Raw genomic sequence first — 24,625 nt, forward strand, 5'->3', positions numbered from 1 at the left:
TGTTAAAACTAGTATAATGACGTAGAAAGGATGTGAACCGACCTTGTCATACACCATTTATCTAGTTGAAGATGAAGAGAATTTAAATGAATTGCTGACAAAATATTTAGAAAGCGAAGGCTGGCACGTCACTTCTTTTCTGAATGGTGAAAGCGCCAGGCAAAAAATCGGCCAGTCACCTCATTTATGGATTCTCGATATTATGTTACCAGATATCGACGGCTATACGCTAATAAAAGAAATAAAAAATGAAGATCCCGATGTTCCCGTCATCTTTATTTCCGCACGGGATGCGGATATCGACAGGGTGCTCGGTCTGGAACTCGGCAGCAGCGATTATATTTCCAAGCCGTTTCTTCCGCGCGAATTGATCATCCGCGTTCAGAAGCTTCTCAAGCTTATATATAAAGAAGACCCGTCCGCAAAGAAAAAAGGAACGGCTGTTTCCGTCTATGAAGTCTTCGAGGATCTGAGGGAAGTCTATGAAAAGGACATGATGATTAATCTGACATCAAAGGAATTCGACCTTCTGCTCCTCTTTATGAACAACCAGGGCCGCGCCTTTTCAAGAGAGGATATTCTCACCAGCGTCTGGGGAGATGATTACTTTGGGACAGACCGGGTTGTGGACGACCTTGTCAGAAGACTGCGCAAAAAAATGCCTGAACTCAAAGTGGAGACGATCTACGGGTTTGGATACAGGATGTTGAAATCATGAAAAATAAATCGCTCGCATTTCAAATCTGGGCGGTCATTTGCGGAATTTTATTAACCGTCTCGATTTTCCTTATATTCTTATTTTCATCGACGTTACGAAACTTTTTCACAGATGAGATTTATACAAACATTGAAAATGAGCAGCACGTCCTGACGGAATACGGATTTTCCGATTCACCCGAAAGGGAATTTGGCGGAGGCAATGGCTCGCGAAGCACGAACCGCTATGTACAGCATGTTCTGCTGCCCGAAAACGGGACGGTCTACCAAAGTCCGCAGATTTTGCCGGATTCGTTTATCAAGAAAGTGCAAAAACTGGGTAAAAAACAGACGGCATCTTCAAAGAGATATTCAGAAAATGTCAATGGCAAGCATGTTTTCTTTGTGCTCAAAAAATTCAGGACCCAGGATGAGACGTTTCTATTATTGTCATATGCGCTTGATTCCTACAGGGATGACTTATCATATACCCTGTTCAAACAGCTTCTGTTTATTTTGATCGTCGTCATTTTGCTAAGCTGGATACCATCGATTTGGCTGGCAAAGTATTTATCAAGGCCGCTTGTGACGCTGGAAAAGCATGTCAAACGGATTTCAAAACAGGATTGGGACGATCCGGTCATCGTCGACAGGGAGGATGAAATCGGAAAGCTCGGACATACCATTGAGGATATGCGCCAGAAACTGATTCAAAAGGATGAGACAGAGCGGACGCTCCTGCAAAACATCTCCCACGATCTGAAAACGCCCGTCATGGTGATCCGCGGATATACCCAGTCAATCAAAGACGGCATTTATCCGAAAGGCGATTTGGAAAACACGATTCATGTTATCGAAGGTGAAGCTGAAAAGCTGGAAAAGAAAATCAAAGACCTCTTGTACCTCACAAAGCTCGATTATTTGCTGAGACAGGAAAGACAATACGGAACGTTTGATATACAAAAGGTGATAAAAGAAGTTGTTGAACGCTTGAGATGGTCTAAAAAAGAACTGATCTGGAAGGTTGATTTTGAAGAGGAAACAATGTTGACAGGCGATCAAGAACAATGGAGCAAGCTGATGGAAAACGTTCTTGAAAACCAGATCCGCTATGCGGAAACACGTATCGAAATCAGCGTGAAATCTGCGAAAACATATACGATGATCATCATCAAAAATGACGGTCCCCACATTGAAGAAGAGATGCTTTCCAGCCTGTACGAGCCTTTTAATAAAGGGAAGAAAGGCGAATTTGGCATTGGGCTCAGCATCGTCAAACGAATTTTGACTCTTCATCAAGCTGATATGACCATTCGAAATGATGAAACAGGTGTTTGTTACACGATATCCGTTCCTAAAAAATAGACTGTAGACGCTGCAGTCTTTTTTTATATAAACGAATAGCCGTTGAAATCGCGGTAGTTCGGTTTGATCGCTTTCTTTTGCTTTTTCAGCCATTTCTTTTCCGACAGCATGTGTTTGGGGTATTTGACTTTGTCCACTTTGATTCCCCTGCTGCGCAGGCGGCTGATCATTTCATCGATTTCTTTCATCAATATTCACCCTTTCTCCGCAAATTTTGACCACTCGGTCACCTTACTTTATAATATAAATAATATCAAACAAAAAAACAAGTTACAATCTAGTTAAAATTATGACGGGACAATAGAGGTGACCCCGCAGTCAGCGGGTGCAGCCTAAAAAACTTGAAATGTTAACCTTTCAGGAAGGTGAAGGTCGTGAGAGAAAAAGAGAGAGTCATAATCGAAACAGCGATTAAGCTATTTGCCAAAAAAGGGTATAGTTCTACATCGGTACAGGAAATTGCAAAGGAATGCCAAATCTCAAAAGGCGCTTTCTATATCTATTTCAAATCAAAAGAAGCGCTTCTCCTTTCAGTGCTTCATTATTACTACGATAAAATATTTACCCGAATCCAAAAAATTCAAACGGAAAATGACAATCCACGGGACGTCTACCGGAAACAGCTCGCCGTATTTTTTGAAAATATTCTTGAGCATAAAGAATTCATCACCATGCAGTTCAATGAACGCTCGCTGCCGATCAATGAAGAGATTGAATCTTTCGCCAAAAAAATGCGGACGACAACGCTTAAGCTCCATATGGAAAACATCCGCCAAATTTACGGCAAAGATATTGAACCGTACAGCGCCGAACTCTGCTTTATGATCAACGGAATGAGCGACGTATATCTTGAATTGATGATTTTGCTGCACCATTCTATTGATCTTCACCTTCTCGCAGACCATCTGCTGAACCGTCTTGACGACTTGGCCGAAGGAATCATGAAGCGAAACGAAATGCCGCTCATTTCCATCGAAGAAGCTGACAAGTGGTTCGGGCCTTTCTATACGTTCGATCCGCTCAAAGAAGCCCTGCTTAAAGAAATGCGGATCAAAGCAGACAAGCGCTATCAAGGGGCCCCGCCTTCCGATCTGACTGAAAGCCTCGGTATTTTGGACAAAGAGCTGCGGAAACAAAAGCCTAGAAACGCGATCATTAAAGGCATGCTGTATAATATAAAGGAATACGAAGCGCTGCAAAAAGAAGCGGTCAAACTCGCCGAATTGCTCAGAAAAAAACCGGAAACGAATGATCAGCGGCTCCTTTAACCGCTATAGCTATAAAAAAACGGCCGCAATGTGCAGCCGTTTTTTTGCTATGCTTTCGGTTTTACCATTTCTTCAGGTTTCACGACCTCATCAAACTGTTCTTCTGTTAACAGATTCAGTTTAAGCGCCGCTTCTTTCAGGGTCAATCCCTCTTTATGAGCCAGCTTCGCGATCTTCGCCGCATTTTCATAGCCGATATGCGGATTTAAAGCGGTGACAAGCATCAGAGAGTTCGTCAGGTTCTTATCGATTGTCTTCTGATTCGGTTCAATGCCCACGGCGCATTTGTCGTGGAATGAATTCATGCCGTCGGCGAGGAGCTGAACCGATTGCAGGAAATTATAAATGATCACCGGCTTGAAGACATTCAATTCAAAATTCCCCTGACTTGCCGCAAAGCCGATCGTTGCGTCATTCCCCATGATTTGGGAGGCGACCATTGTCAAGGCTTCGCTTTGTGTAGGGTTTACTTTGCCCGGCATAATGGAGCTTCCCGGTTCATTTTCAGGAATGATCAGCTCGCCGATTCCGCAGCGCGGTCCGCTCGCCAGCCATCTGACATCATTGGCGATTTTCATCAGGTCGGCTGCAAGCGCTTTAAGAGCGCCATGCACGTGTGTCAGCTCATCATGGCTTGTCAGCGCGTGGAATTTGTTCGGCGAGCTTCTGAAAGTCTGCCCGGTCAGGCTGCTGATTTCTTCGGCAACCTTGCTGCCGAATTCCGGATGGGCGTTGATCCCTGTTCCAACCGCCGTGCCTCCGATGGCAAGTTCGCGGATTTTCTCGGTCGCTTCCAGAATCATTTCCTTAGAGCGGTCAAGCATATACACCCAGCCGCTGATCTCCTGTCCCAGTGTAAGAGGTGTCGCATCCTGCAGGTGGGTGCGGCCGATTTTGACGACATCCTGATAGCTTTCCGCCTTTTCATTCAGCGTGTTTCTTAAGCGGTCAATCGCCGGAACAAGCTTTTCGTAAATCGCCAGAACCGCTGCGACGTGCATCGCTGTCGGGAAGGTGTCGTTTGAGCTTTGGCTGCGGTTGACATCATCGTTCGGGTGGATTTTCAGGCTTGACCCTTTTTCCTCAAGATAGGCCGTACCTCTGTTGGCGACGACTTCATTCATATTCATGTTGCTTTGCGTACCGCTTCCGGTCTGCCAGACAACAAGAGGGAAATGGCTGTCATATTTGCCTTTCAAAATGTCGTCGCAAACGGACACGATGGCTTCGGCCTTTTCCGCTTCGAGATTTCCGAGTTTTTCATTGGCGATGGCTGCGCTTCTTTTTAAAATTGCAAACGCATACACAATTTCCTGCGGCATTTTCTCAGAACCGATTTTAAAGTTCTCCTTGCTTCGCTGGGTTTGCGCCCCCCAAAACTTATCAGCGGGAACTTTGACTTCACCCATCGTATCTTTTTCAATTCTGTAATCCACTATGTATCCCTTCCTTCTATAGTCTGCATTCATCTTATTTCGATACATTTTGCAAAAACCCTCTTATTTAAATTTTAGCTTTATTTTAATTTTAGCTCAATATAAACTCGCGAATCTTTTGCATATTTATATTTCGGATTTGTCCTTCCGTATTCCTTTGAAACGTATGATACGTCATAATGCTTTGAAAAAGATTGGATAATGCGTTCAATCTCCTCCGACTTCCCCGTAAGCCTGATCTGCGCCAACTCTTCTCACTCCGTCTCTGTTCAATGAAAATTTCACCAAACACTACTGTAACACAGTATATTGTTTTTTTAACAGGAAAAGATAACCTATATCCATCATCAGAAACGAGCAAGGCAGGTGACAGCATGAATCAGTCGGAGTTTAAGGATCATATCCACGAAAATCTCAGTTTGCTTCTTCCTCATCTCGAGCAAAACGATGACCTCGTTCAAAACAAAAAAATGCTGGACAGCGGCATCATTTTCTATTTTTTGTATTTTCGCGAACTGAATGATGACACCAAAATTCAGAAAGCCGCCAAAACGCTGTGCACTGATGGAAGTTCTCTCACACTGGAAGACGTCCGCCTCCGCTTAAACAAACTGAACGCCGAGCCCATCCGCAAGGAAAAAGATGCGATAAACGCGATTTTTCAAGGAAAGTGCCTCCTGTTGGTAAACGGCATGAATACCGTTTTTTCGCTGCCGACATTTGCAAAAAAGAAAAGAAGCCTCGGAGAGGTCAATACAGAAAATGTCGTCAGAGGGCCGAAAGTCGGCTTTATCGAAGACGTGGAGACAAATGTGGCGCTCATCAGGCAGCGCGTTCCTGATCAGGATTTGATCGTTGAGAAGATGCCGATCGGTAAAAGCAAGCTGAAACACGCAACCATTTTATATATAAACGGCAAAGCGGACAAGGCGATCATCACCGATCTGAAAAAGCGTTTGAAAAAGGTTCAGCTTGATGACATTCAAGATTCGGGTGTGCTTGAAGAACTGATTGAAGACAACAAGTTTTCACCGTTTCCGCAGATTCAAAACACAGAAAGACCTGATAAAGTATCGTCCGCACTGTTCAACGGTCGGATCGCCATCTTTGTCGATTATTCGCCGTTTGCTTTGATCGTTCCGGCATCGTTCGGCATGGTGATGCAGTCTCCGGACGATTATTACGAGCGGTGGATCGCCACGACCCTGATCAGGTTTTTAAGGTTCAGCTCGATTTTTATCACCTTGTTTTTATCGGCTTTTTATATATCCCTCGTTTCATTTCACCAGGGGATGCTGCCGACCGCTCTTGCTGTAACCATTGCCAGCACGCGGGAAAATGTTCCGTTTCCTCCGCTGCTTGAAGCGCTGATTATGGAAGTGACGATTGAGCTTTTAAGGGAAGCGGGTTTAAGACTTCCAAACCCGCTCGGCCAGACGATCGGTTTAGTCGGAGGCGTGGTCATCGGTCAGGCGGCCGTTCAAGCGAATATTGTCAGCTCGGTCATGGTGATCATCGTCAGCATCATCGCTCTTGCTTCATTCACGGTTCCTCAATATGGGATGGGGCTGTCGTTTCGGGTGCTGCGCTTTATTTCCATGATTGTCGCTGCCGTGTTCGGACTGTACGGGATCATTTTATGGATGATGGTGATCTTCACCCATTTGGTGAGGCAGCGAAGCTTTGGCATCCCGTATTTTAATCCCAACCATTTTTTCAGCTTAAAACATTCGGATGAAGCGATCATTCGTTTACCGACAAAGAATCGTGAGGTGAGTCATCAAAATGGGGCAAAAAAATCAGCACGATCGGATTAGCACATATGAAGCCGCTTCTATTATCACAAGCACGATGCTTGGCGCGGGACTCTTGACGCTTCCAAGGTCACTCACGCAAAAAACGGTCTCCCCTGACGGCTGGATCGTTTTGGCTTTGGAAGGAATTGTTTTTATTTTGATCATTTATTTGAACGCCAAAATCGTCAAAAAACACAACGTCCTCACCTTTTTTGATTATACGAAAGAAGGCTGCGGCTTCATCATCGGGAATCTATTGAACCTGATGATCGTTTTGTATTTTTTTGCAGTGGCAAGCTTTGAAGCGCGAGCGATGGCTGAGATGGTCAAATTTTTCCTGCTTCAATTCACCCCGATGGGTGTGACGATTTTCGCGTTCGTGATTTGCGCGATCTATATGGTTGTCGGCGGCATCAGCGACATGTCAAAGATTTTCCCGTTTTTTCTGTCGATCACGCTCGTTGTTCTGCTTGTCGTCTACGGTCTGAGCCTGAATATGTTTCAAATCAACAATTTAAGGCCTATTCTCGGTTTGGGATTCGGCTCGGTCACAAGCGCTTTGACAGTTGTCTCCATTTCATTTTTAGGCGTCGAGACCATGCTGTTTCTGCCAAAGTATATTAAAAACAAAGAAAAGCTGTTCAGAGCCACCGCCATCGGCTTCGGCATCCCGCTTATTTTATATGTGCTGACGTTCACCGTAGTCGTAGGCGCGCTGACCGCAACTGAAGTGATGACGATGACCTGGCCGACGATTTCTTTATTTCAATCATTTGAAATCAGAGGTATTTTCATCGAACGATTCGAATCTTTTTTGCTCGTCATCTGGACGATTCAGTTTTTCTCCACGTTTGTCGTCTATACCTACTTTGCCGCGTCAGGGCTTGAACATGTATTCGGATGGCCCGTCAAAAAAAACGTATTTTTCATCGGCGCCGCTGCTTACCTGGCATCCCTTTTGCCGAAAGACGTCAATGATGTCTCCGTTTTCAGCGATAATTTAGGTTATGTCTTTATCGTCGTTTTCTGCGTGCTTCCGCTTCTCATGTTTATCATCGTTTCCGCTAAAAGGAGGTTTAAAGCTTCGTGAGACAAAAGGGATTGTTAGCCGTGCTGTCCCTGACTCTCCTTTTGACAGGCTGCTGGGACAGCAGGCAGATCGAAGAGCTCAGCATTGCCATCGGCCTTGCGATGGACAAAGGCGAAGACGACAAAAAAGTGAAGATGACATTTCAGTTTCTCGTTCCCAAAAAAATCGGCCAACCCGGCAACGCCCAAGATCAGACCAAGGTTGTATCCACCTCCGGAGATACGGTCCATCAAACGATCCGGTCGACCGCTTTGAAAAACTTCCCGGTTTTCTCACAGCACCTGCAGGTTATTCTGTTCTCGGAGGATCTCGTATCGGAGATTTCTTTAGACGCCATAGTCAACCAGTTCATCCGTGACAACAGCCTCAGAAGAAGCAGTGAAGTCTATATGACATCAGGAGAAGCCGGTCCTTTTTTGAAAATCGATGATGCAGGGGATCCCGCTTCAGAAGTGATACACAACGTCTCACAGAACAGGCAGTCGACGATTAAATTGCTTGAGCCGGTCACATTGGGGGACATTTCAATTAACATGCAGAAGGGCTTGTCTTTTATCATGCCAAAGATTACCGCGATAAAGGGTGAGCTGCAGATGGGCGGCGGGGCCATTCTCAAAAATAACAGGCCGATCGCCAATATTTCTCCGGAAGAAATTATGGCTTTGAATTTGTTGACGGGGAAAGTGACAGGCGGCGTCATTGATGCGAGACACAAAGGGCATTTGTTTTCCTTTGAAGTGTTTTCGATGACACACCGCGTTCAAACAACGAGAAAAAACGGAAGATATCAGTTTGATGTTCATTCCGATATTAAAGGAAGATTGTCTGAAGACTGGTATAAAGGCGAGGATTCTTTTAATCCCGATTATATTAAAGCCATTGAACGTTCCATTCAAAAAGATATTGAAAAAAGAGTCAGGACTCTCATCAACCGCTTGCAGCGCGATATCAAAGCGGATGTCACCGATTTTTCCGACTATGTCAGAATCCAATATCCGAAAAGATGGAAAAAAGAAAAACACAATTGGGATCACTACTTCACAAAAGCCGATATCGACTATCATATCAAAGCCACCATCCAGGACTTTGGAACAAAAGGGGCGGCGAAGGTGAGATAGGCGCAGAATTTTTTGATAGAATGGGTGTGAAAGGGTGATGTAGCTTGAAGCGGATATTGCAGGTAACAGGGATTGTAATGATTGCGGCGGCAATTATTTTGTCCGGTTTTATTATCAATGACGTCCTTTATGACCCGTATATGGAGGATTCGCAGTCGATGCTGTTCTTCACGATTGGTTCGTATCTCTCCACACCGGTTTTTTCCGTCATCGGCGGCTTTATTTTGCTCGGCATCAGCAAGCTGATTGATTTGCAGGAAAAAAACAACACCGCTCTCGCCGAACGGCTCGATCTCATTTGCAAGACAAGCGATATCACGGGCAAACATGATCATCAAAAAAACGAGACCGCAGCAGAACCCGTTCAAACCGCTGAGGCAGAATCTTTCACTTTGCCCGCAGCTGATGACCGGAAATATTGGAACGGCTGAAACGGCTTTCATCAGAAAGCTGTTTTTTGGCTTTTTTTACTGAACGAGCTTGTTTCGGTGCGCATAGACGGCGGCTTGTGTACGGTCATCGACCTCAAGCTTGGAAAGGATATTGGTGACATGGGTTTTGACGGTTTTAATCGTAATGAATAATTCTTCGGCAATATCTTTATTTGTTTTTCCTTCCGCCACAAGCTTGAGGATTTCAAGTTCCCTCGCTGTCAGCGATTCATGCAGCGGCTGTTCCCCTGACGAATGTCTCAGCTTTGACAGCACTTTTCCGGCTACCTTTGCTTCCAGCTTTGGTTCGCCTATGCTCGCCGCTCTGATGGCATCGGCGATTTCACTCGCTTTCGACGTTTTCAGCAAATAGCTGAGCGCGCCTGCTTCGATGACCGGATATACTTTGTCATCATCGATAAAACTTGTCAAAACGATGATTTTCGGATCGTCAAGCTTCCCGCAGATTTCCTTTGTCGCCTCAATGCCATCCATCCCTTCCATCACAAGGTCCATCAAAATAACATCGGGCTTTTTTTCAATCGCCAGCTCGACGCCGAGCCTGCCATCTGAAGCTTCGCCGATCACCTCTATGTCCGGCTGTGATTCCAAAAAAGCAGCCAGCCCCATTCTCACCATTTCATGATCATCAATTAACAGTACTCGAATCACCTTCGGTCTCTCCTTTTCCTTGGTCAAAGATCGGAACCTTTACATCAACCTGTGTTCCTTTTCCCGCAAATGAAATAATTTCCGCCACCCCGCCGACTTCGCTCGCCCTTTCCTTAATGGAATTGAGCCCGTAAGAGGAGGTCTTCACGTCGTCCATCTGAAACCCTTCCCCGTTGTCAATCACCTTCAGCTGAAGCTGCTTGTTTCTGAACAAGAGCCTGACGGACACTTTGGTCGCCTTTGAATGCCTGAAGACATTGGAAAGCGCTTCTTGGACAATTCTGAACAGATGGTCTTCGACACCCTTCGCGAGCTTTTCGGTATCATCGATTTCCCAATCGATATCAATCGACTGTTTCGCTTTAAACTCTTTCAAAAGGTCGGCAAGCCCTTCTGTTAAACCTTTTCCTTCAAGGGTAACCGGCCTTAAGTGCAACAGCAGCGCCCGCATCTCATTTTGTGCGTCGGCCGCCATTTTTTCGACCATTTTCAGCCTCTGTGTGAGTTTCTCATCACCCGCGGCTCCTTCGAGAACGGCTGAAGTCATCATCGAAATCGCGAACAGCTGCTGACTTACCGCATCGTGCAATTCCCGCGCCAGCCGCTGGCGCTCTTCTGAGACAACGGCTTTTTTCATTTGCTCCTGCCATTCCGCCCTTTCATTGGACAGCTTTTGCAGAGAGGCGACCTGCCTTTCGATCCTTACGGCCATTTCGTTCAATTGATCGGCTGCAAGCCCGATTTCATCATCGCCAAGCGACGGAATCCTATACGCAAAATTGCCGTTTTCGTACCTTATGATCGATTCGATCAGTTTTTCGAGCCGTTTTTTGAGCTGATTGCCGAACATGTAGCCGGAAGCGAAGCCGACAGCAGCACTGATCAACAGCAGGAGAGCGATAAACGGAATGCCGAACCATCTGGAAGCGATGAGCACTCGCGGGTCGAGCTGATAGTAGAAGAGCATGAAGCCCAAAACGGCAATAAAGACTGTAAAGCTGACCCCCAATGACAAACGGACGGCGCGCCACTGAATATTTGCAAGCCTGTTCGTTTTCATATAAACCGCACATCCACATCACCGATCAACAGAGAGATCGAGATTTTGACCCGTCTTGCCGATTGTTCGTAATGCTCCGACTCGGTGTAGATTTGGTTGCCCATGCCGCTTTGCCTTTCCCCGATAATATCAACATCGCCGATTAACACCGAAGAGCTGATCGACACATCGAGGTCGGACGGAATGTAAATGTCGACATCCCCCATCAGCCCGGTGATCACGATCGTATGATCCTCATCTGAAATGATCGCTTTCGACAAATCGATTTTCACATCTCCGATGAAACCCGATATGTTCAAATCATTTAAATCAAAAGGCGTTTTCATCAATTTCACATCACCGAAAAAAAAGCTGCGCTGGCCTGCGTTCTTTTTTTTCCGATACCGTTCCGGGTCCGTTTCGCGCGCTTGGCGGTCTTTCGGTTTACTGCGGTCAAAAACAGGCTGATTTGTGACCAGCCTGTATCCCGCATAGATTAAAAAGGCGGCAAAAAAGAAGCCGAACAGGCTGAATGTAATGCTGAAAATATCCTTTAACAGCAGGAAGCCTGCAAAAATATACATCACGGACCCGAGCCAGCGGCGCGAATATTTATGAAGAAAATACCCGGCAAACAGAAAAGCGAGCGGCCAGAATAAAACGTCTCCAAGCCCGCTGTTTTGCAAAAATATGCTGATTCCGAACAAGACGATGATAAGTCCGATCAATTGGTTTTTTGTAAGACGCATGCCGACCCGGGCCCCCTTTCTTTTGCTTGGTTATTCAATGGATACATTCCCGCTTGTCAGCGAGATATCAATTTTATTTTTGCCATTTCCGTTTTTTCCAGTCAGGGTCCGTTTATCGCTGCTGATCTGATCAAAGGAAAAAGAATGGCTGATGCTGCCGCTTGTCGATGTTGCTTCAAGGCTGATGTCCGCATCGTCGGGTAGGTCGAGTTTGGCGTTTCCCGATGTCTGTTTGATGCTCAAAGGGGCATCAACAGCAGAAAAAGAAGCTCGCAAGTCACCTGACGTCTGCTTGATGTTCAATCTGCCTGTCACATTTTCAAGCTCTGTGTTTCCGGATGTTGAGCGAATATCCCCCTCCGCTGTCCGAACATCTTTCAAACGAATATTTCCCGATGTCCCTTGGACTTCCAGCTCTTCTGCCTGGAGCTGATCCACTTTCTGGGTACCGCTTCCTGAGCTTAATGTGACCTTATTTAAGGCTAAACGTCCGCCTGATATTTTCACATTGCCGCTTCCTGATATAACGGACAGATCATCTTTGTATTCATAAGGAACTTTGACAACAAGTTCATTCTTTTGAAAAAAGAAATATTGAAAAGGCTTCGGGTGAACGGTGAGCTGAAGGGTATTTCCCTTTTCCGCTGACTCGAGGCGCGCATTGCCTGTCAGCTCGGCGGTTATATCATCGCGCTGTTCGGCTTTGATGTTGACCGTGATGCTTTTGGCGTTGATATCGATCGCACTGATTCCCTTCAGCGAAGCCGCGGCTGTATGGTCTGCCTTTTGATTGAAACCGCCGAATGAAAAACCGCCTGCGCCATTATAGATGAAGCAGGCAAAGATCAGAATGCCGGCGAGAATCATCAGCTTCCCTATCGTTTTCTTCATATGCTTAATCCTTTCGGCAAGTAAGTGTATGCTCCTTATTATAAGGAACATTTTGTTTGAAAGAAATCAAAAATTGAAGGAAGGGGCCTTTAAAGCCCCCTGATTATTCATTGCCGGCTGCTGTTTTCTTTTCCAATCCGGCTTTTTTCGCCCGCATGTTTTCAAGCTCTTGTTCAACCTCTTTCGCATATTCAAGGCGGCTGTACGGAGATCCCGCGGAAAGCTCGGCATAGCTGTTGACTTTCGTTTCCATTTCTTCAATACGGTTTTCCATTCTCATAAATTCACGGTACGCGCTTTCGCTATCGATTTTATTGAAGGAAGCATTCATATGCTCTTTTGCTTTGACAGCGTTTGCCCGGGCGATTAATGCATGTTTTCTGTCCTTAATGTCGCGCAGTTTGACTTCGAGCGTTTTCAGCTGTTCTTTTAATTCAGCAAGCTGTTTTTTCGCATGCTGATGAGCCTCTTGATATTCAGCGGTTTTGGCTTCAAAATACTTCATTTCGGAAAGCGCTTTTTTGGCAAGCTCTTCTTCACCTGCATCAAAAGCAAGCTGGGCCTGGTTTTTGCGTTTAACGGTCAGTTTTTCAGCCTCTTCATACTTCCCTTTGAAACTTTGCTCAATCGTCTGCTGCTTGACAATCGTATGTTTTGCCTTCGCGATGTCGCTTTCCATATCGCGTACGTATTGATTCAGCATCACCCGCGGGTTTTCCATTTTATCCAATCCTTCATTTACTGTTGCGACAAACATATCTCTGATTCTTTTGAACGCCATGATTTCGTCCTCCCTAAAGTTTATTTATTCTTTTTCAAAAAGTCTTCCCATTCCGCATCAAAGCTTGTATCATAGGATGCTGCAGAAGGCTCTGTATTCTCTCCATAATAGATGCTTTCTTCTTGCTTTCCACTCTGCTTCATCATGTTCCAGCCGAAATAAACCATGGCTGCGGCCAGTGCGATGCCGATCAGAAATGGAAGAGACCCTCCCAAAAACATGATGCCGATGATGGCCAAGATGACAGCGGCAAATCGTCGGTCTTCTTTCCACTTTTTCAAGCCGAGATAAATCAGCAAAACACCGATTACTCCTGTGATCAGCCCCCCGATATGGCCTCCCCCGAAAAACAGCGAAATGCCAAACAGGATCAGAAAAAAGCCGATGATCGATTTTCCATTTATATTCATGTTTGCTCCTCCTTTCTTCTTCATGTATTCACTATAGTCAATTTCTGCTTTCGACAAAACGAGTCACAGATTGATTTTACCGTCAGACCAGAGTCGTAATTCGGATAAGACCAAACATCACAAAGACCGCTCTTCCCGAGCGGTCCTTGTGTCAATTCATTTTCGGATTCCAGCCGTCAAGTACGTTTTCAATGGTCCAGCTTTCCGCTTCCTGATCGGTCAACTGCCGCCTCGCTTCATGCAAAATGGCCCCAGGCCCGGTATTCCGGTATTCATACAACCTGGCATCAGCGGCCGCAAAGCCTGACATATCTGTCCACCCTTCAATCTGAATATGGGCGTCCAGGCTGCAATTGCGATACAACACGCTGGCAATAGCGTCAGGATCTCCGCCCGGATGCCACGGGCGTCCGAGCCATACCGTTCCGGCAGCTGCATCGCTTGTCAGCCTGCAGTTTTGGATCAAAAGGCCGAACGGTTTCGTGATATGTGTGCTGGCAGCTGTCACATAGCCGTTGTTGGTGGCGGAGCCGCGGTCCGTACTATGAATCTGGCAATTTTCAAAAACCGCCCTTGCTCCTCCAAAGATAAAATCGACATCCCCTTCAATATAGCAGCGGTCAAAATATTGTGTTCCATCATTGACAAACAACGTATCCTGTCTGCCGATAAACCGCGAATTTTTAAACATCATCCGGTTTCCTTTCGCATAGACCGCCACCGCCTGTGTTCCATCCGTATCTACTTTCGTTCGGTCAAACGAATTCTCAAATGTCAAATTTCTGGCTTCAACATCATCTGCATATATAAATACGCTGGCGCTTCCGCTCGTTCCATACCTTCCTCCCCCTTCCTTTTCCTTACCTGCGTAATTATCATACGTGATGACGGTGTCGTGTCCGCTTTCGCCGATCAGCTTAACAAACGGCTTTGTCGCAGGGATGTGAACGACTTCTTTATAAACGCCTTTTTTAATGAAGATTTCCTTTTGTTCATAATTGTACTCCGGCAATGCATCGATTGCCTCTTGAACCGTATGAAATTCGCCGCCCCCATCTTTTGATACCGTCAGCCTGATTGCCGCTTTTCCACGATTGCTCAACAGAACTCCCCCTCTTTTTGAAAACGCTTACTTTAAAGTTTACGACAAAAAGCCGTTTTCCCCTGCCGGAAAACGGCTTGATCTGCTCAATCGACCCGTTTCTGTTTGAAAAAAAGTTGGTGAAGTAAATGGCTCATTCTGATTTTTTCTTTGTCCGGAATACGTCAGCGCTTCGTTCATATTCGACATCCGCTTCCCCGAGCCGGTGATTGACAATGCGCGCCGCCGCAAATAAATAATCGGACAGCCGGTTGACGTATGGCAGCGCAAGCGGCGGAATGTCTTCTTCTTTGGCCAAAGCGACAATTTTTCGTTCAGCTCTTCTGATGACCGTTCTCGCTGCATGCAAATATGATGCCGCTTCTGTTCCGCCTGGAAGTATAAACTTAGTCAGCTGCGGTGCTTCCTCGACATAGGCATCAATTCGTTCTTCAAGCATGGTGATCGATTCAGCCTTCAGCTTGCCTTCTTCCTGAACATTGACATGCGCCAAATCACCACCGCAGTCGAACAGCTCATGCTGGATGACAGTCAACTCTGACAAAACATCATGAAAGAGCGCCTCTTCTGCTTTTAAATAAGATTGAGCCAGCCCGATGAAACTGTTTGCTTCATCCAGTGTACCGTACGCTTCCACTCTAAGATGATCTTTATCGGCCCTTCCGCCAATTAAACTCGTTTTTCCCTGATCGCCTGTTTTTGTATAGAGTTTCATTTCATACTCCTCTCTTGATCACTTGTCTCTATAGTATACCCTGTTTATAACGGCTGCATAGATCGTTTCATTATGAAACACACATTTTCGAAACAATTATCAAAAACAAAATGTTGTTGAATAAAGAAACACTCACTTTTATAATAGAATTGTAAACGGTTTTATTCAAAGACAGGTGGGATGAGGATGGAATTGAATCAGCAAACGGCCATTATCACAGGTGCAAGCCGCGGCATCGGCAGAGCCATTGCGGAGTTGCTTGCGGATAAAGGGGCAAATGTCGTCATCAATGGGACAAACGAAGAATTGCTCAAGTCTCTGTGCACACAATTGAATACTGAGAGAAAGTGTGCTTCTTATGTTGCCGGTGATGCCAGTTTGCCAGAAACAGCTTCGCTTCTCATCGCTGAGGCAAAACAGCGGTTTGGGCGGATCGATATTTTGGTCAACAACGCCGGCATTAATTTGCGCAAAACAACCGTTGATACGTCGCTTGAAGAGTGGAAAAAAGTGATAGATTTAAATTTAACCGGCACCTTTCTCATGTGTCAGGCTGTCATCCCGGAAATGATCAAACAGGGCGGCGGAAAAATCGTGAACATGAGCTCTACGACGAGCAAAACACCGCATCACAATGCCTCTCCTGCTTACGGTGCATCGAAAGCAGGCATCAACTATTTAACGATGCATTTGGCAAAGGAGCTTGCTGAACACCGCATTCATGTCAACGCCGTCTGCCCCGGGCCGATTGAAACGGATATGAGCAAGCAGTGGAGCGAGGAGTATCGCGCAGCAGTCGTCGAACGGATTCCGCTGAAAATGCTCGGCTCACCAGAGCATGTCGCAAACGTTGTCGCCTTTCTTGCCTCTGACAAATCTGACTTTATGACAGGCGAAACCATTAATATTAACGGCGGCACCTATATGAACTAAAAAGAAGAGCCTCCTTAATCGGAAGGCTCTTCTTTTTTTATGCATGCCGCTCACTCGTACCGGACAGCATGATCGCCTGTCTCACCGCTTCTTCTAAACTGGCGGGATCAGCTTTGCCGGTTCCCGCAATATCAAAGGCTGTTCCGTGGTCAACACTCGTACGGATTATCGGCAGGCCGACTGTAATGTTCACACCGGCTTCAAGGCCAAGCACCTTAATCGGGCCGTGTCCTTGATCATGATACATCGCCACCACTATATCAAAGTCGCCTCTCACTGCTCTGAAGAAAAGCGTGTCAGCGGGCAGCGGGCCGAATGCCTGTATACCTTCACTTTGTGCGCGTTCAACGGCAGGGACAATTTTCTCTTCCTCTTCTCCATGCCCAAACAAACCATTCTCACCGGCGTGAGGGTTAATGCCGCACACGGCGATTTTAGGCTGCGGAATGCCTGCGCGAATGAGCGTGTCATGCGCCAATTGAATTGTCGTGTACACCCGATTCACATCAATGAGATGAATGGCGTCAAGCAGACCGACATGGGTTGTGACATGGACCACTTTCAGGTTCGGTGCAGCCAGCATCATCGCATAGTCCTTTGTTTGCGTCAATTCCGCTAAAATTTCCGTATGGCCCGGGTACATGTGCCCCGCTTTATGGAGGGCTTCTTTATTTAAAGGCGCTGTGCAAATGCCGTCAATCCGCTTCTCGTTGGCAAGGGCAATCGCCTGTTCAAGATAGCGGAACGCTGCGTTTCCCGCTTCAGCCGACACTTCGCCGACTCTCAGATCATCTGTCAGCAGCTGAAGGTCCAGGCAAGGAATGACCCCGGGCTTTACATCAGCTGCCTCTTCCGGCTCGCTGATTTTTACAATGTCTGCCGCTGAGCCAGTGAACGTCTTCGCTCTGTTTAAAATGCTGTAATCCCCAATCACAAATAATGTTCCGTTTTCATGCAAACTGTTTTGCTCAAATGCCTTGATGATAATTTCCGGGCCGACACCTGCCGCATCCCCCATCGTCAATGCAATGATTGGTTTTGCCATCTGTCTTCCTCCTCTATATTTCTCAGCACCTCAACAGCTTTTAGAACAGTATCGTTTTGACCATAGGCGCCCGCCTTTGTCACCGCATATATATCTGTGTTGAGCAGCTTGCCGAGCGGTATGCCCGCTTCAATCTCCCCCAGCAGCTGAATGCCGTCTGCACCAAGCTCGTTGCAAATCGCACGCGCTGTGTCTCCGCCTGTCAAAACGAGGCGTTTTAACCCTGTCGTCTTGACGATTTCAGTTGTAACTGCACCAAGAAATCGGGAAAGCCGTTCGCCTACAGTCTGCCGCTCAAGGCCTTGGGTTCTCCCAAAAGCGATGATGCGCTGCACCATTTCCGGCTTCGCATCAGTATAAAGCAGAACATCTTTCCCTTGATGAGCCAGCACTTGATCGAGCGCGCGCTTCTGCTCCCGTGTTTCACATCCATTCAATACGTTCAGCGGATTGATGCACACGTCAAGGGGATCCTGCTGACCTCTTAAATATGCGAGCTGTCCATTTGTTATGTTCGATGCACTGCCGGAGACGATCATTACCGGCTCATTCCGTCTGTCTGTCTGCAGCGGCCTCTTTCTGACATGTTGGGCGAGTGCACCGGCCAGTCCGGCAGCGCCGACCCATAATATGGATTGCCCGCTGTTCATGAACACCTGCACGATGCAGCGCAGATCCTCATTTGTCTCTGCATCGCAGACAAACCATTCATACCCTTGGGCTATCCACGATTTAAGGTCTTTCTGGACTTGATCATCAGGTCTGCGAAGCTGTTCGATGCCTACCGCTTTTGGCTGAACATGTGTCTGACCGAAAAGCAATTCAGGGATCCGCGATTCAGTAACCGGTGTTTTCGGATCAATGGCGGCTTCAGTTTTGTGAACGGGCACGCCATCGACATAATGAACGCCATCCACAGTAATCCGCCTTGCATCAGGAAAAGCAGGGGCAATCACTGCTGCATCAAAACGTCCCAGATCCATCAGCGCTTTGATTTCGCTCCCGATGTTTCCCCTTAATGTGGAGTCAATTTTCTTTAAAAAAAGGTATGATTCAAGGTGTGCGAACGGATGCGATGCTGAACTGACTTCTTTGTAAGCCTCGCTCGGCGACGCACCGCGCGTGTCCGTATCTAAAATCATGACATCTTCTTTGACATCCGCTGGATTTGCACCGGATTGGTCAAAAAGAACAGCCGCGCTCAGTCCAGCTTTAACAAACTGAACGCCTGTGTCATTGGCACCCGTCAAATCGTCAGCGACTATCAATATTTTTTGGCTGATGTCCGCTCCTTTTTTGCAACGTACGTTTGTCATATCGACACCTCGGTCTCAAGCTATTCTTTCAGTTTTCTCCACAAGGTGGTGCGGTTGATATTCAATCGCTTCGCCGCTTTGGATTGGTTCATATTCTCCTCCTGCAGCACCGCTTGAATGATGCGCCGTTCGATGTCCGCAAGCGTCCCTTCCAAACAGCCTTTTAAGCTCTCTTCCTTGTTCTCGCTGGACAGACGGTCAAGCTGCAGTGCGGCTTCAGCCAATGTGATATATCCGCTTTTCACCGTCAGCACAAGCTCCTCAAGTAATCGCTTAAACTGCCGGACATTCTCCCGAAATGTCTGCTTGCGAAACGCGTTCATCACCTCAGGCGCAAGTCCGACCACTTGTGTGCCATAAGCTGAATTAAATTCAGCAATAAACAGTCTGCTCATGTCCTCCATGTCTTCCACCCGCTCTGACAACGACGGGACATAGAGCGTCAATCCTTGTAAACAGCTGTATAAATCAGGGTCAAATCGCCCTGCTTTCATTTCTGCAAATAAATCGGCAGATGAAGAGGCGAGCCAGCGGATTTGCCGATCCTGTTTCATCCACACGGCGAGATCATGCTGGACTTCGAGCGGCAGATGCTCGATATGCCGAAGAAAGATCGTCCCGTTCTGAACAACCGGAAGGTCTTTCAGCAATGCGTACTCTTTCACCTTGCTGCAATGAATGGTCACAAACGTCTGCTGCTGCCGAGGGCTCATTTGATGAATCGCAAAGGCGAGATCTGATTTCCCCGTTCCTTCCTCTCCGTACAGTAAAATAGGTTTATGCGTCTGGCTGAATGCCTGCGCTTGCTGAACCGTGTCCCTCATAGACCTGCTTTGTTGTGTAAATGATGAAAATGGCTGTAATGAATGTACGGGCGCTGCAAACGACCATGCAAGATGCTGATGATCGCGGCTGGACACTGATTGTTCAATGGCAATCAGCAGCTCTCCTTTTGAAAGAAGGGAGCCTTTCATATGCCAGACGGCTTCTCCTGTTTCTAATTGAAAATACCCGCTTTGTTTGCCCTCTCTTATTGACTGTACAGCAAAAGCCAGCTCTTCCCACCATTCATGGATGGCATCGGCAGAAACAATAGGTTCAAGAAGACCCTCATCGATCCAATTTTTTACCGTTTTGTTCACAAAGCGGATCCGGCTGTTGTCATCAATGACGATCATCCCTTTTTCTTCCTGATCGATCATCTCTCTAAACATCCGCTGCTCCTCAGATGCCTCCTTAAAGAGCCGGTACATTTGCTTTGCACTGTGAAACGCTTCTTTAACCGATTCACGGCCGGACGTGATCAGCATGCTTTGCATGCCCAGCTCCTTTGCCGCTTTATCGGTAATGACGTCTCCCAATACAATTTGGGTCCCCTGCTGCTGAATGTCCCTCAAGAGATCCCATACTTCCATTTCTGCTTTAATCGTATATAAATCAACTTCTATTCCGAAAAGCTCGCTGATAGTGCGAACCCCTTGGGTAATATTTCCAAAGCCGACGACGGCTGTTTTTCCTTGATAATCTTTAATAAGCGTCAGCGCCCGCAGCAGATCATACCCGGAAACAGGGATATCCACGACAGGGATGTGCACGTGTTGCTGTATGAGCGAGGCTGTACCGCCGCGGCTCATAATGATATCGGTTCCCTGCGATTCAGCTTGCTCTGCAATCGCAACGCCGGAGCGTAAATCGCCGACCTCCAGCTGAAATTGAATGTCTTGTTCTTCCTTCGCGAGCTCTGTCAATAAATCCCCTAAGCCTTTATACGGCGCAATGCCAAGCACTTTAATTTTCATGAAATGGACCCCCTCTTTCATTCTCTCTCAGTCAAGGAGACAGCGAGGGAGTCCGTTCAAACGATTGGGACAGCCCCCTCGAACTTAAATTATAAATGATGCGATATAGGGATACAATTCATGCCAGTGCCGCACGCTCGTTCAAACGGCTTTATTCTTGACCGGCCGAAGCCCACGTTTGCGGAACACGCACATATTTAATCGCCTGACGGTAGTACGTAAAGGCAATATGCAGATCACCGTCTTTCCCCTGCTTGATCGACGGATAGGAAAACTCGCGGTTAAGCTTGTCTTTTGAGTTGTTCGTCAGCGCATAACCGTCGCCGACTTCGATGTTTCTTTTGACAGGCCATGTGATGCCGCCGTCCCGGGAAAGCGCCAAAGTCATCGGCGCCCTCGGTGCTCCCCAGAAGGCTGGACGCGCGTCTGTGTCAACACCTGTTCTTGTATCATCCTCATCCTCAATTTCATCGTATAGAGAGGCTCTTCTTTCGGTCGTTTCATTCGCATTCATATGATTGTATACGAGAGCAAGCGTCCCATCTTGAAGCGCTGTAAATTGAATGGAGGAGTTGTTGTTCGGCAGCTCGGTCGGCTCAGGCTCTGACCAGGTGCGGCCGTTATCAATAGAGCGGCTCACATAAATCGAGTCTGCAAAACGGCTTCTAAACAACGCAAGCAAGGTGCCGTCGTGCAGTTTTTCAATATTCATATGAACACATCCGGTACTGCCCGGCACCTTCACTTCCTCCCACGACTTGCCTTTATCAGATGAAATTTTCACCGCGCTGATGTCACGGTTTCCAGTCCATTTCACGCCCGGCAGGGTGATGCAGTAAAAGACAGGAAGCAGCCAATCGCCGTTATCCAGAACAATGAGCGGCTGGCGGATAAAAGTCCCTGCTTCGGCAAACAACGTGTCAATCCCGCTCCATGTATGGCCTCTATCATCCGATGTCCGGTATCTGACGACCGCTGTATCCTGATTGCCGGAAAGCTGTGCCGTATACATAAGCCAGAGCCGGCCGTCAGGCTCTTGGAAAAGCACAGGGTTTTGTTCGGAGCGGGAAGGATCACCTGACAGCTTTTCTGCCTGTGTCCACTCACCACTTCCTTTTTCAAGCCTTGACATGTAAATCGATATATCCGGGATGCCTTCCTGCGTTCCCCCAAACCAGACGCACAACAGATCACCATTGTCCAGCTCCAGCAGGTTGGCTGCATGGTTTTGCGGGCAGTCTGTCGGCAAAAACGCATCCTTTCTGGCCGAATCGGTTTTATTTTCTCTGATGCGACCATCTATCGGCAGGGAAGCTTCACTTTGTTTCATCACAATTCCTCCTCCACATTTGATTCTTTTTTCGCAGGCGAGCTGATCAGACGGTCTAATACGAGGACAATAAACGGAACAATGATAGCGATGTACATGTTATCGATGCCAAACGGATTGTCCAATAAATACCATGCCGTCGTCGCTATGCCGGAAAGCGCCAGACCAATGGTTGCTCCGCGGTTTGAATTAAAATATGGCAAATAAAAGCCCATCGCCGCCACAACGGCAATTGATGTCCGAAGCGCCCTCGTAAAGAAAGAAAGCGTTAACAATTCTGGCGCCAGCGCAACCCCGAGCAGCGGAATAAAACCGACGATAATAGAAACATATCTCGTAATTTTCATGCGCTGTTCTGGTGTCGGATTTGCTTTCGGTACATAAAAGTCATCAATGATCAGCGTCGTTGTCGCCAGCGCAACCGTTGAGACGCCGACGAAAATAGACGCTACAAGGGATGTCGCTACAATCGCGCTCAGCACAGGATTCATGTGCTGCATAAACACCGGAAATGCGTAAATTGGATCAATATCCGGGTACAAATACCGTGCAGCAACGCCGATGACTCCAATGGCAATCGCCAGCGGCAGACAAAGCAGCGCTGCATACAGCGTTGATCTCTTTGCCTCTTTCTCACTTTTCGATGAGGTAATAGCCTGTATAATAAACTGAGTCGCAAAAATCGCCCCCATGTTGCCGATAAACCAGGCGCCGATTGTCCCCCATCCGATGCTGCCGTCCCAAGTGAAGAAATGCTCCGGCAACTGCTGCGTCATCGGCTCCCAGCCTTTTGTCAAATAGAGTGCAACTCCTAATGTGATCAGAACTCCCGCATATTTAACAAGAGAATGCAGAATCGTCACCCAGGCAACGCCCTTCATTCCGCCAAACGTAAAATAAAAGGTGCTGACAATCGCTGTAATAATTGCACACGTCATGAGCGGAAGACCTAAAATAGACGAAATGGCCGCCGATCCGCTTAAATAGTTTCCAAGATTCACAAGTAAAAGGGCCACAATCATAATGATAGAAACGACAAGCTTGGTCGAACGGCCAAACTTTTCACTAATAATCCCGGAGATCGTATATTGGCCGGTTTTATAAAATTTCCCTGCTAAGAAGAAGGAAAAAATAAAAAACGCAATCGAGACCGTTACAATCGACCATGAAGCTGCCAAACCATGTGTATAAGCTGATTCAGCGGTCCCGATTGTCGATTTGGTGCCGATGAATTCACTCATCAGCAAAATCCCGACAACAATCGCCGGCAGCGTTTTGGCAGCATTGTTGAATTCCGAACTGGATTTACTGCGAAACCGCATCGTCAGCCATGTCGTAAAGAGAATGTAAACCACGATCACTGCCAAAATAAACATTATGATCGAACCGCTTAAAACATCCACCCAAACTCCCCCTTTGTTTGTGAGCCTCTTACAGGCTCATGGTGAAAAACATGTACAGATCCGGGCAGCCTACATATCCAGCAATTTCAAATAGACAGCTTCAATCTCCGCAATGGACATCGGCTTTGGATTGTTATCCATGAGCCTTTTAACGTCGGCTGCCGCCTCAGCAAGCGATGGTACATCCTCTTTTGATACCCCGAATGTCTTTAAATTTTGCGGAATATTTAAATCTGCGATCCACTCTTCAATTTTTCGTATAACCTGCTCTGCTAGGCTGACCTTCGAACCTTTTGGCTCGATTCCAATCACGACGGCCACATCCGCAAGGCAGTCAGTTACATGATCCGCGTTGAAGGCCGTTACATGCGGAAGCAGCATTGAATTGGCCACACCGTGAGATATTTTGTATTTTCCTCCGAGCGGATAAGCCATCGCATGAACCGCTGCTGTTCCTGCGCTTGTCAAGGCCATTCCGCCATACATGGCGCCAACGAGCATTTTTTCTCTCGCCTCCAGGTTGTCTCCATGGTGATAAGCCTCCTGAATACTTGAGGAAATCAGTCTCATAGATTCAAGTGCAAGCATGTCACTGAATGGATTTGCTTTGTTGGAAATATAGGATTCAAGTGCGTGTGTAAATGCATCCATTCCGGTTGCAGCTGTGATCGCCTTTGGAAGACCGGTCGTCAAAACCGGATCTAAAATCACAAGCGACGGCAGCAGATAGGGACTGACCATGCCAATCTTTAATTCTTTCTCCGGGAACGTCACAATCGCATTCGGCGTCACCTCTGACCCTGTTCCGGATGTTGTCGGAATCAGCACAAGCGGAACGCCGGGCTTTTCAACGAGATTCGTGCCAATCAAAGCTGAAATTGGTTTTTCATTTGTTTTCAGAACAGAGAGGATTTTAGCCGCATCGAGCACACTGCCTCCGCCAATTCCTAGAATCGCGTCATGGCCTCCTTCAGAAAAAAGCTGAAAAACCTCTTCGATGTTTTGTTCCGTCGGCTCCGGCTGTATATCCGTGTTGACTTCACTTGAGATGCCTTTCTCAGCCAGCACCTCTTTGATTTGGTCTGCATAGCCGAGAGAAACGATCGACGGCTGAGTTAAAATAAACACCGAGCAAATCTCATTCAATCCAATCTGATCTAAGTGGTCACCAAGCAAATTGAGTGAATGTGGACCAGCCTCAATTCGGGCGGCTGTTTGAAAATGATAAAGCGTCTTCATA

General features: G+C 46.9%; 25 protein-coding genes. 8 read left to right on the forward strand and 17 right to left on the reverse strand.

Features of this window, described 5'->3' with window-relative positions; genetic code table 11:
* Positions 1-43: 43 nt before the first annotated feature.
* The gene (locus tag P3X63_RS18345; RefSeq protein ID WP_026588704.1) at positions 44-718 is read left to right on the forward strand and encodes a response regulator transcription factor; all 675 of its coding nucleotides are present in this window, start codon (positions 44-46) and stop codon (positions 716-718) included.
* Positions 715-2,061 (forward strand): two-component system sensor histidine kinase CssS, encoded by a 1,347-nt coding sequence (gene cssS / locus P3X63_RS18350; protein ID WP_026588705.1) that lies wholly within the window; start codon positions 715-717, stop codon positions 2,059-2,061. The genes P3X63_RS18345 and cssS overlap by 4 nt, the downstream gene beginning before the upstream one ends.
* Positions 2,062-2,084: 23 nt before the next feature.
* On the opposite strand, the gene spxO is transcribed toward cssS, so the two are convergent.
* Positions 2,085-2,249, reverse strand: coding sequence for an anti-adapter protein SpxO (gene spxO, locus P3X63_RS18355; RefSeq protein WP_179115645.1), 165 nt, complete (start codon positions 2,247-2,249; stop codon positions 2,085-2,087).
* Positions 2,250-2,435: 186 nt separating this feature from the next.
* Here spxO and P3X63_RS18360 point away from each other — a divergent pair, with 186 nt between their 5' ends.
* Positions 2,436-3,329, forward strand: a complete 894-nt coding sequence (locus tag P3X63_RS18360; RefSeq protein WP_026588706.1) for a TetR/AcrR family transcriptional regulator — start codon at positions 2,436-2,438, stop codon at positions 3,327-3,329.
* Between the two features lie 47 nt (positions 3,330-3,376).
* Here P3X63_RS18360 and fumC read toward each other — a convergent pair whose 3' ends face one another.
* Positions 3,377-4,765: a class II fumarate hydratase gene (gene fumC, locus P3X63_RS18365; RefSeq protein WP_277691639.1), complete on the reverse strand. Its 1,389-nt coding sequence runs from the start codon at positions 4,763-4,765 to the stop codon at positions 3,377-3,379.
* A gap of 80 nt (positions 4,766-4,845) precedes the next feature.
* Entirely contained in the window at positions 4,846-5,013 is a 168-nt protein-coding gene (locus P3X63_RS18370) for a YvzF family protein (RefSeq protein WP_077735545.1), read from the reverse strand.
* Between the two features lie 126 nt (positions 5,014-5,139).
* On the opposite strand from P3X63_RS18370, the gene P3X63_RS18375 reads away from it, so the two are divergent.
* Genes P3X63_RS18375 through P3X63_RS18390 form a run of 4 tightly spaced genes read left to right on the forward strand, consistent with a single transcriptional unit; the run spans position 5,140 to position 9,200 of the window.
* The gene (locus P3X63_RS18375) at positions 5,140-6,582 is read left to right on the forward strand and encodes a spore germination protein (protein ID WP_026588708.1); all 1,443 of its coding nucleotides are present in this window, start codon (positions 5,140-5,142) and stop codon (positions 6,580-6,582) included.
* Positions 6,551-7,651, forward strand: coding sequence for an endospore germination permease (locus P3X63_RS18380; RefSeq protein ID WP_026588709.1), 1,101 nt, complete (start codon positions 6,551-6,553; stop codon positions 7,649-7,651). The genes P3X63_RS18375 and P3X63_RS18380 overlap by 32 nt, the downstream gene beginning before the upstream one ends.
* A complete protein-coding gene (locus P3X63_RS18385) occupies positions 7,648-8,769 on the forward strand; it encodes a Ger(x)C family spore germination protein (RefSeq protein ID WP_277691640.1) in 1,122 nt (373 codons plus the stop codon). The genes P3X63_RS18380 and P3X63_RS18385 overlap by 4 nt, the downstream gene beginning before the upstream one ends.
* A 44-nt stretch (positions 8,770-8,813) precedes the next feature.
* Positions 8,814-9,200: a hypothetical protein gene (locus P3X63_RS18390; RefSeq protein ID WP_026588711.1), complete on the forward strand. Its 387-nt coding sequence runs from the start codon at positions 8,814-8,816 to the stop codon at positions 9,198-9,200.
* Between the two features lie 36 nt (positions 9,201-9,236).
* Here the strand turns inward: P3X63_RS18390 and liaR are convergent, their stop codons facing one another.
* The 8 genes from liaR to P3X63_RS18430 all read right to left on the reverse strand — a co-directional run bounded on the left by liaR (position 9,237) and on the right by P3X63_RS18430 (position 15,559).
* Positions 9,237-9,872: a two-component system response regulator LiaR gene (liaR, locus tag P3X63_RS18395; protein WP_026588712.1), complete on the reverse strand. Its 636-nt coding sequence runs from the start codon at positions 9,870-9,872 to the stop codon at positions 9,237-9,239.
* The gene (liaS, locus tag P3X63_RS18400; protein WP_026588713.1) at positions 9,850-10,932 is read right to left on the reverse strand and encodes a two-component system sensor histidine kinase LiaS; all 1,083 of its coding nucleotides are present in this window, start codon (positions 10,930-10,932) and stop codon (positions 9,850-9,852) included. Before liaS ends, liaR begins: the two co-directional genes overlap by 23 nt.
* On the reverse strand, positions 10,929-11,660 hold the full coding sequence (liaF, locus tag P3X63_RS18405) for a cell wall-active antibiotics response protein LiaF (RefSeq protein ID WP_026588714.1): 732 nt from the start codon (positions 11,658-11,660) through the stop codon (positions 10,929-10,931). The genes liaS and liaF overlap by 4 nt, the downstream gene beginning before the upstream one ends.
* A 30-nt stretch (positions 11,661-11,690) precedes the next feature.
* A complete protein-coding gene (gene liaG / locus P3X63_RS18410; protein WP_277691641.1) occupies positions 11,691-12,551 on the reverse strand; it encodes a LiaG family protein in 861 nt (286 codons plus the stop codon).
* A gap of 103 nt (positions 12,552-12,654) precedes the next feature.
* Entirely contained in the window at positions 12,655-13,332 is a 678-nt protein-coding gene (liaH, locus tag P3X63_RS18415; protein ID WP_026588716.1) for a stress responsive protein LiaH, read from the reverse strand.
* A 20-nt stretch (positions 13,333-13,352) separates the two neighbouring features.
* Positions 13,353-13,742 carry an MnhB domain-containing protein gene (locus P3X63_RS18420; protein ID WP_026588717.1) on the reverse strand — a complete coding sequence of 130 codons (390 nt, stop codon included), beginning with the start codon at positions 13,740-13,742 and terminating at the stop codon, positions 13,353-13,355.
* A 151-nt stretch (positions 13,743-13,893) separates the two neighbouring features.
* Positions 13,894-14,844, reverse strand: a complete 951-nt coding sequence (locus P3X63_RS18425; protein ID WP_277691642.1) for a pectinesterase family protein — start codon at positions 14,842-14,844, stop codon at positions 13,894-13,896.
* A 133-nt stretch (positions 14,845-14,977) separates the two neighbouring features.
* Positions 14,978-15,559 (reverse strand): cob(I)yrinic acid a,c-diamide adenosyltransferase, encoded by a 582-nt coding sequence (locus tag P3X63_RS18430; protein WP_026588719.1) that lies wholly within the window; start codon positions 15,557-15,559, stop codon positions 14,978-14,980.
* Between the two features lie 186 nt (positions 15,560-15,745).
* Between P3X63_RS18430 and P3X63_RS18435 the strand changes: the two genes are divergently transcribed.
* On the forward strand, positions 15,746-16,492 hold the full coding sequence (locus tag P3X63_RS18435; RefSeq protein WP_026588720.1) for an SDR family NAD(P)-dependent oxidoreductase: 747 nt from the start codon (positions 15,746-15,748) through the stop codon (positions 16,490-16,492).
* Positions 16,493-16,529: 37 nt separating this feature from the next.
* On the opposite strand, the gene pdxA is transcribed toward P3X63_RS18435, so the two are convergent.
* The 6 genes from pdxA to P3X63_RS18465 form a co-directional block, all read right to left on the reverse strand.
* The gene (pdxA, locus tag P3X63_RS18440) at positions 16,530-17,537 is read right to left on the reverse strand and encodes a 4-hydroxythreonine-4-phosphate dehydrogenase PdxA (RefSeq protein WP_026588721.1); all 1,008 of its coding nucleotides are present in this window, start codon (positions 17,535-17,537) and stop codon (positions 16,530-16,532) included.
* A complete protein-coding gene (locus tag P3X63_RS18445) occupies positions 17,513-18,853 on the reverse strand; it encodes a four-carbon acid sugar kinase family protein (RefSeq protein WP_277691643.1) in 1,341 nt (446 codons plus the stop codon). The genes pdxA and P3X63_RS18445 overlap by 25 nt, the downstream gene beginning before the upstream one ends.
* A gap of 20 nt (positions 18,854-18,873) precedes the next feature.
* The gene (locus P3X63_RS18450) at positions 18,874-20,652 is read right to left on the reverse strand and encodes a sigma-54-dependent Fis family transcriptional regulator (protein ID WP_277691644.1); all 1,779 of its coding nucleotides are present in this window, start codon (positions 20,650-20,652) and stop codon (positions 18,874-18,876) included.
* 151 nt (positions 20,653-20,803) lie between these two features.
* Complete coding sequence (locus P3X63_RS18455; protein WP_277691645.1) at positions 20,804-21,982, reverse strand: sialidase family protein; 1,179 nt, start codon at positions 21,980-21,982, stop codon at positions 20,804-20,806.
* Entirely contained in the window at positions 21,982-23,385 is a 1,404-nt protein-coding gene (locus P3X63_RS18460) for a sodium:solute symporter family protein (RefSeq protein WP_277691646.1), read from the reverse strand. The genes P3X63_RS18455 and P3X63_RS18460 overlap by 1 nt, the downstream gene beginning before the upstream one ends.
* Before the next feature lie 69 nt (positions 23,386-23,454).
* The gene (locus tag P3X63_RS18465; protein WP_277691647.1) at positions 23,455-24,624 is read right to left on the reverse strand and encodes an iron-containing alcohol dehydrogenase; all 1,170 of its coding nucleotides are present in this window, start codon (positions 24,622-24,624) and stop codon (positions 23,455-23,457) included.
* Position 24,625 lies beyond the last annotated feature (1 nt).

Origin of the sequence: Bacillus sp. HSf4 (genome assembly GCF_029537375.1) — a bacterium.
In the GTDB taxonomy this organism is placed as follows: Bacteria; Bacillota; Bacilli; order Bacillales; family Bacillaceae; genus Bacillus; species Bacillus sonorensis_A.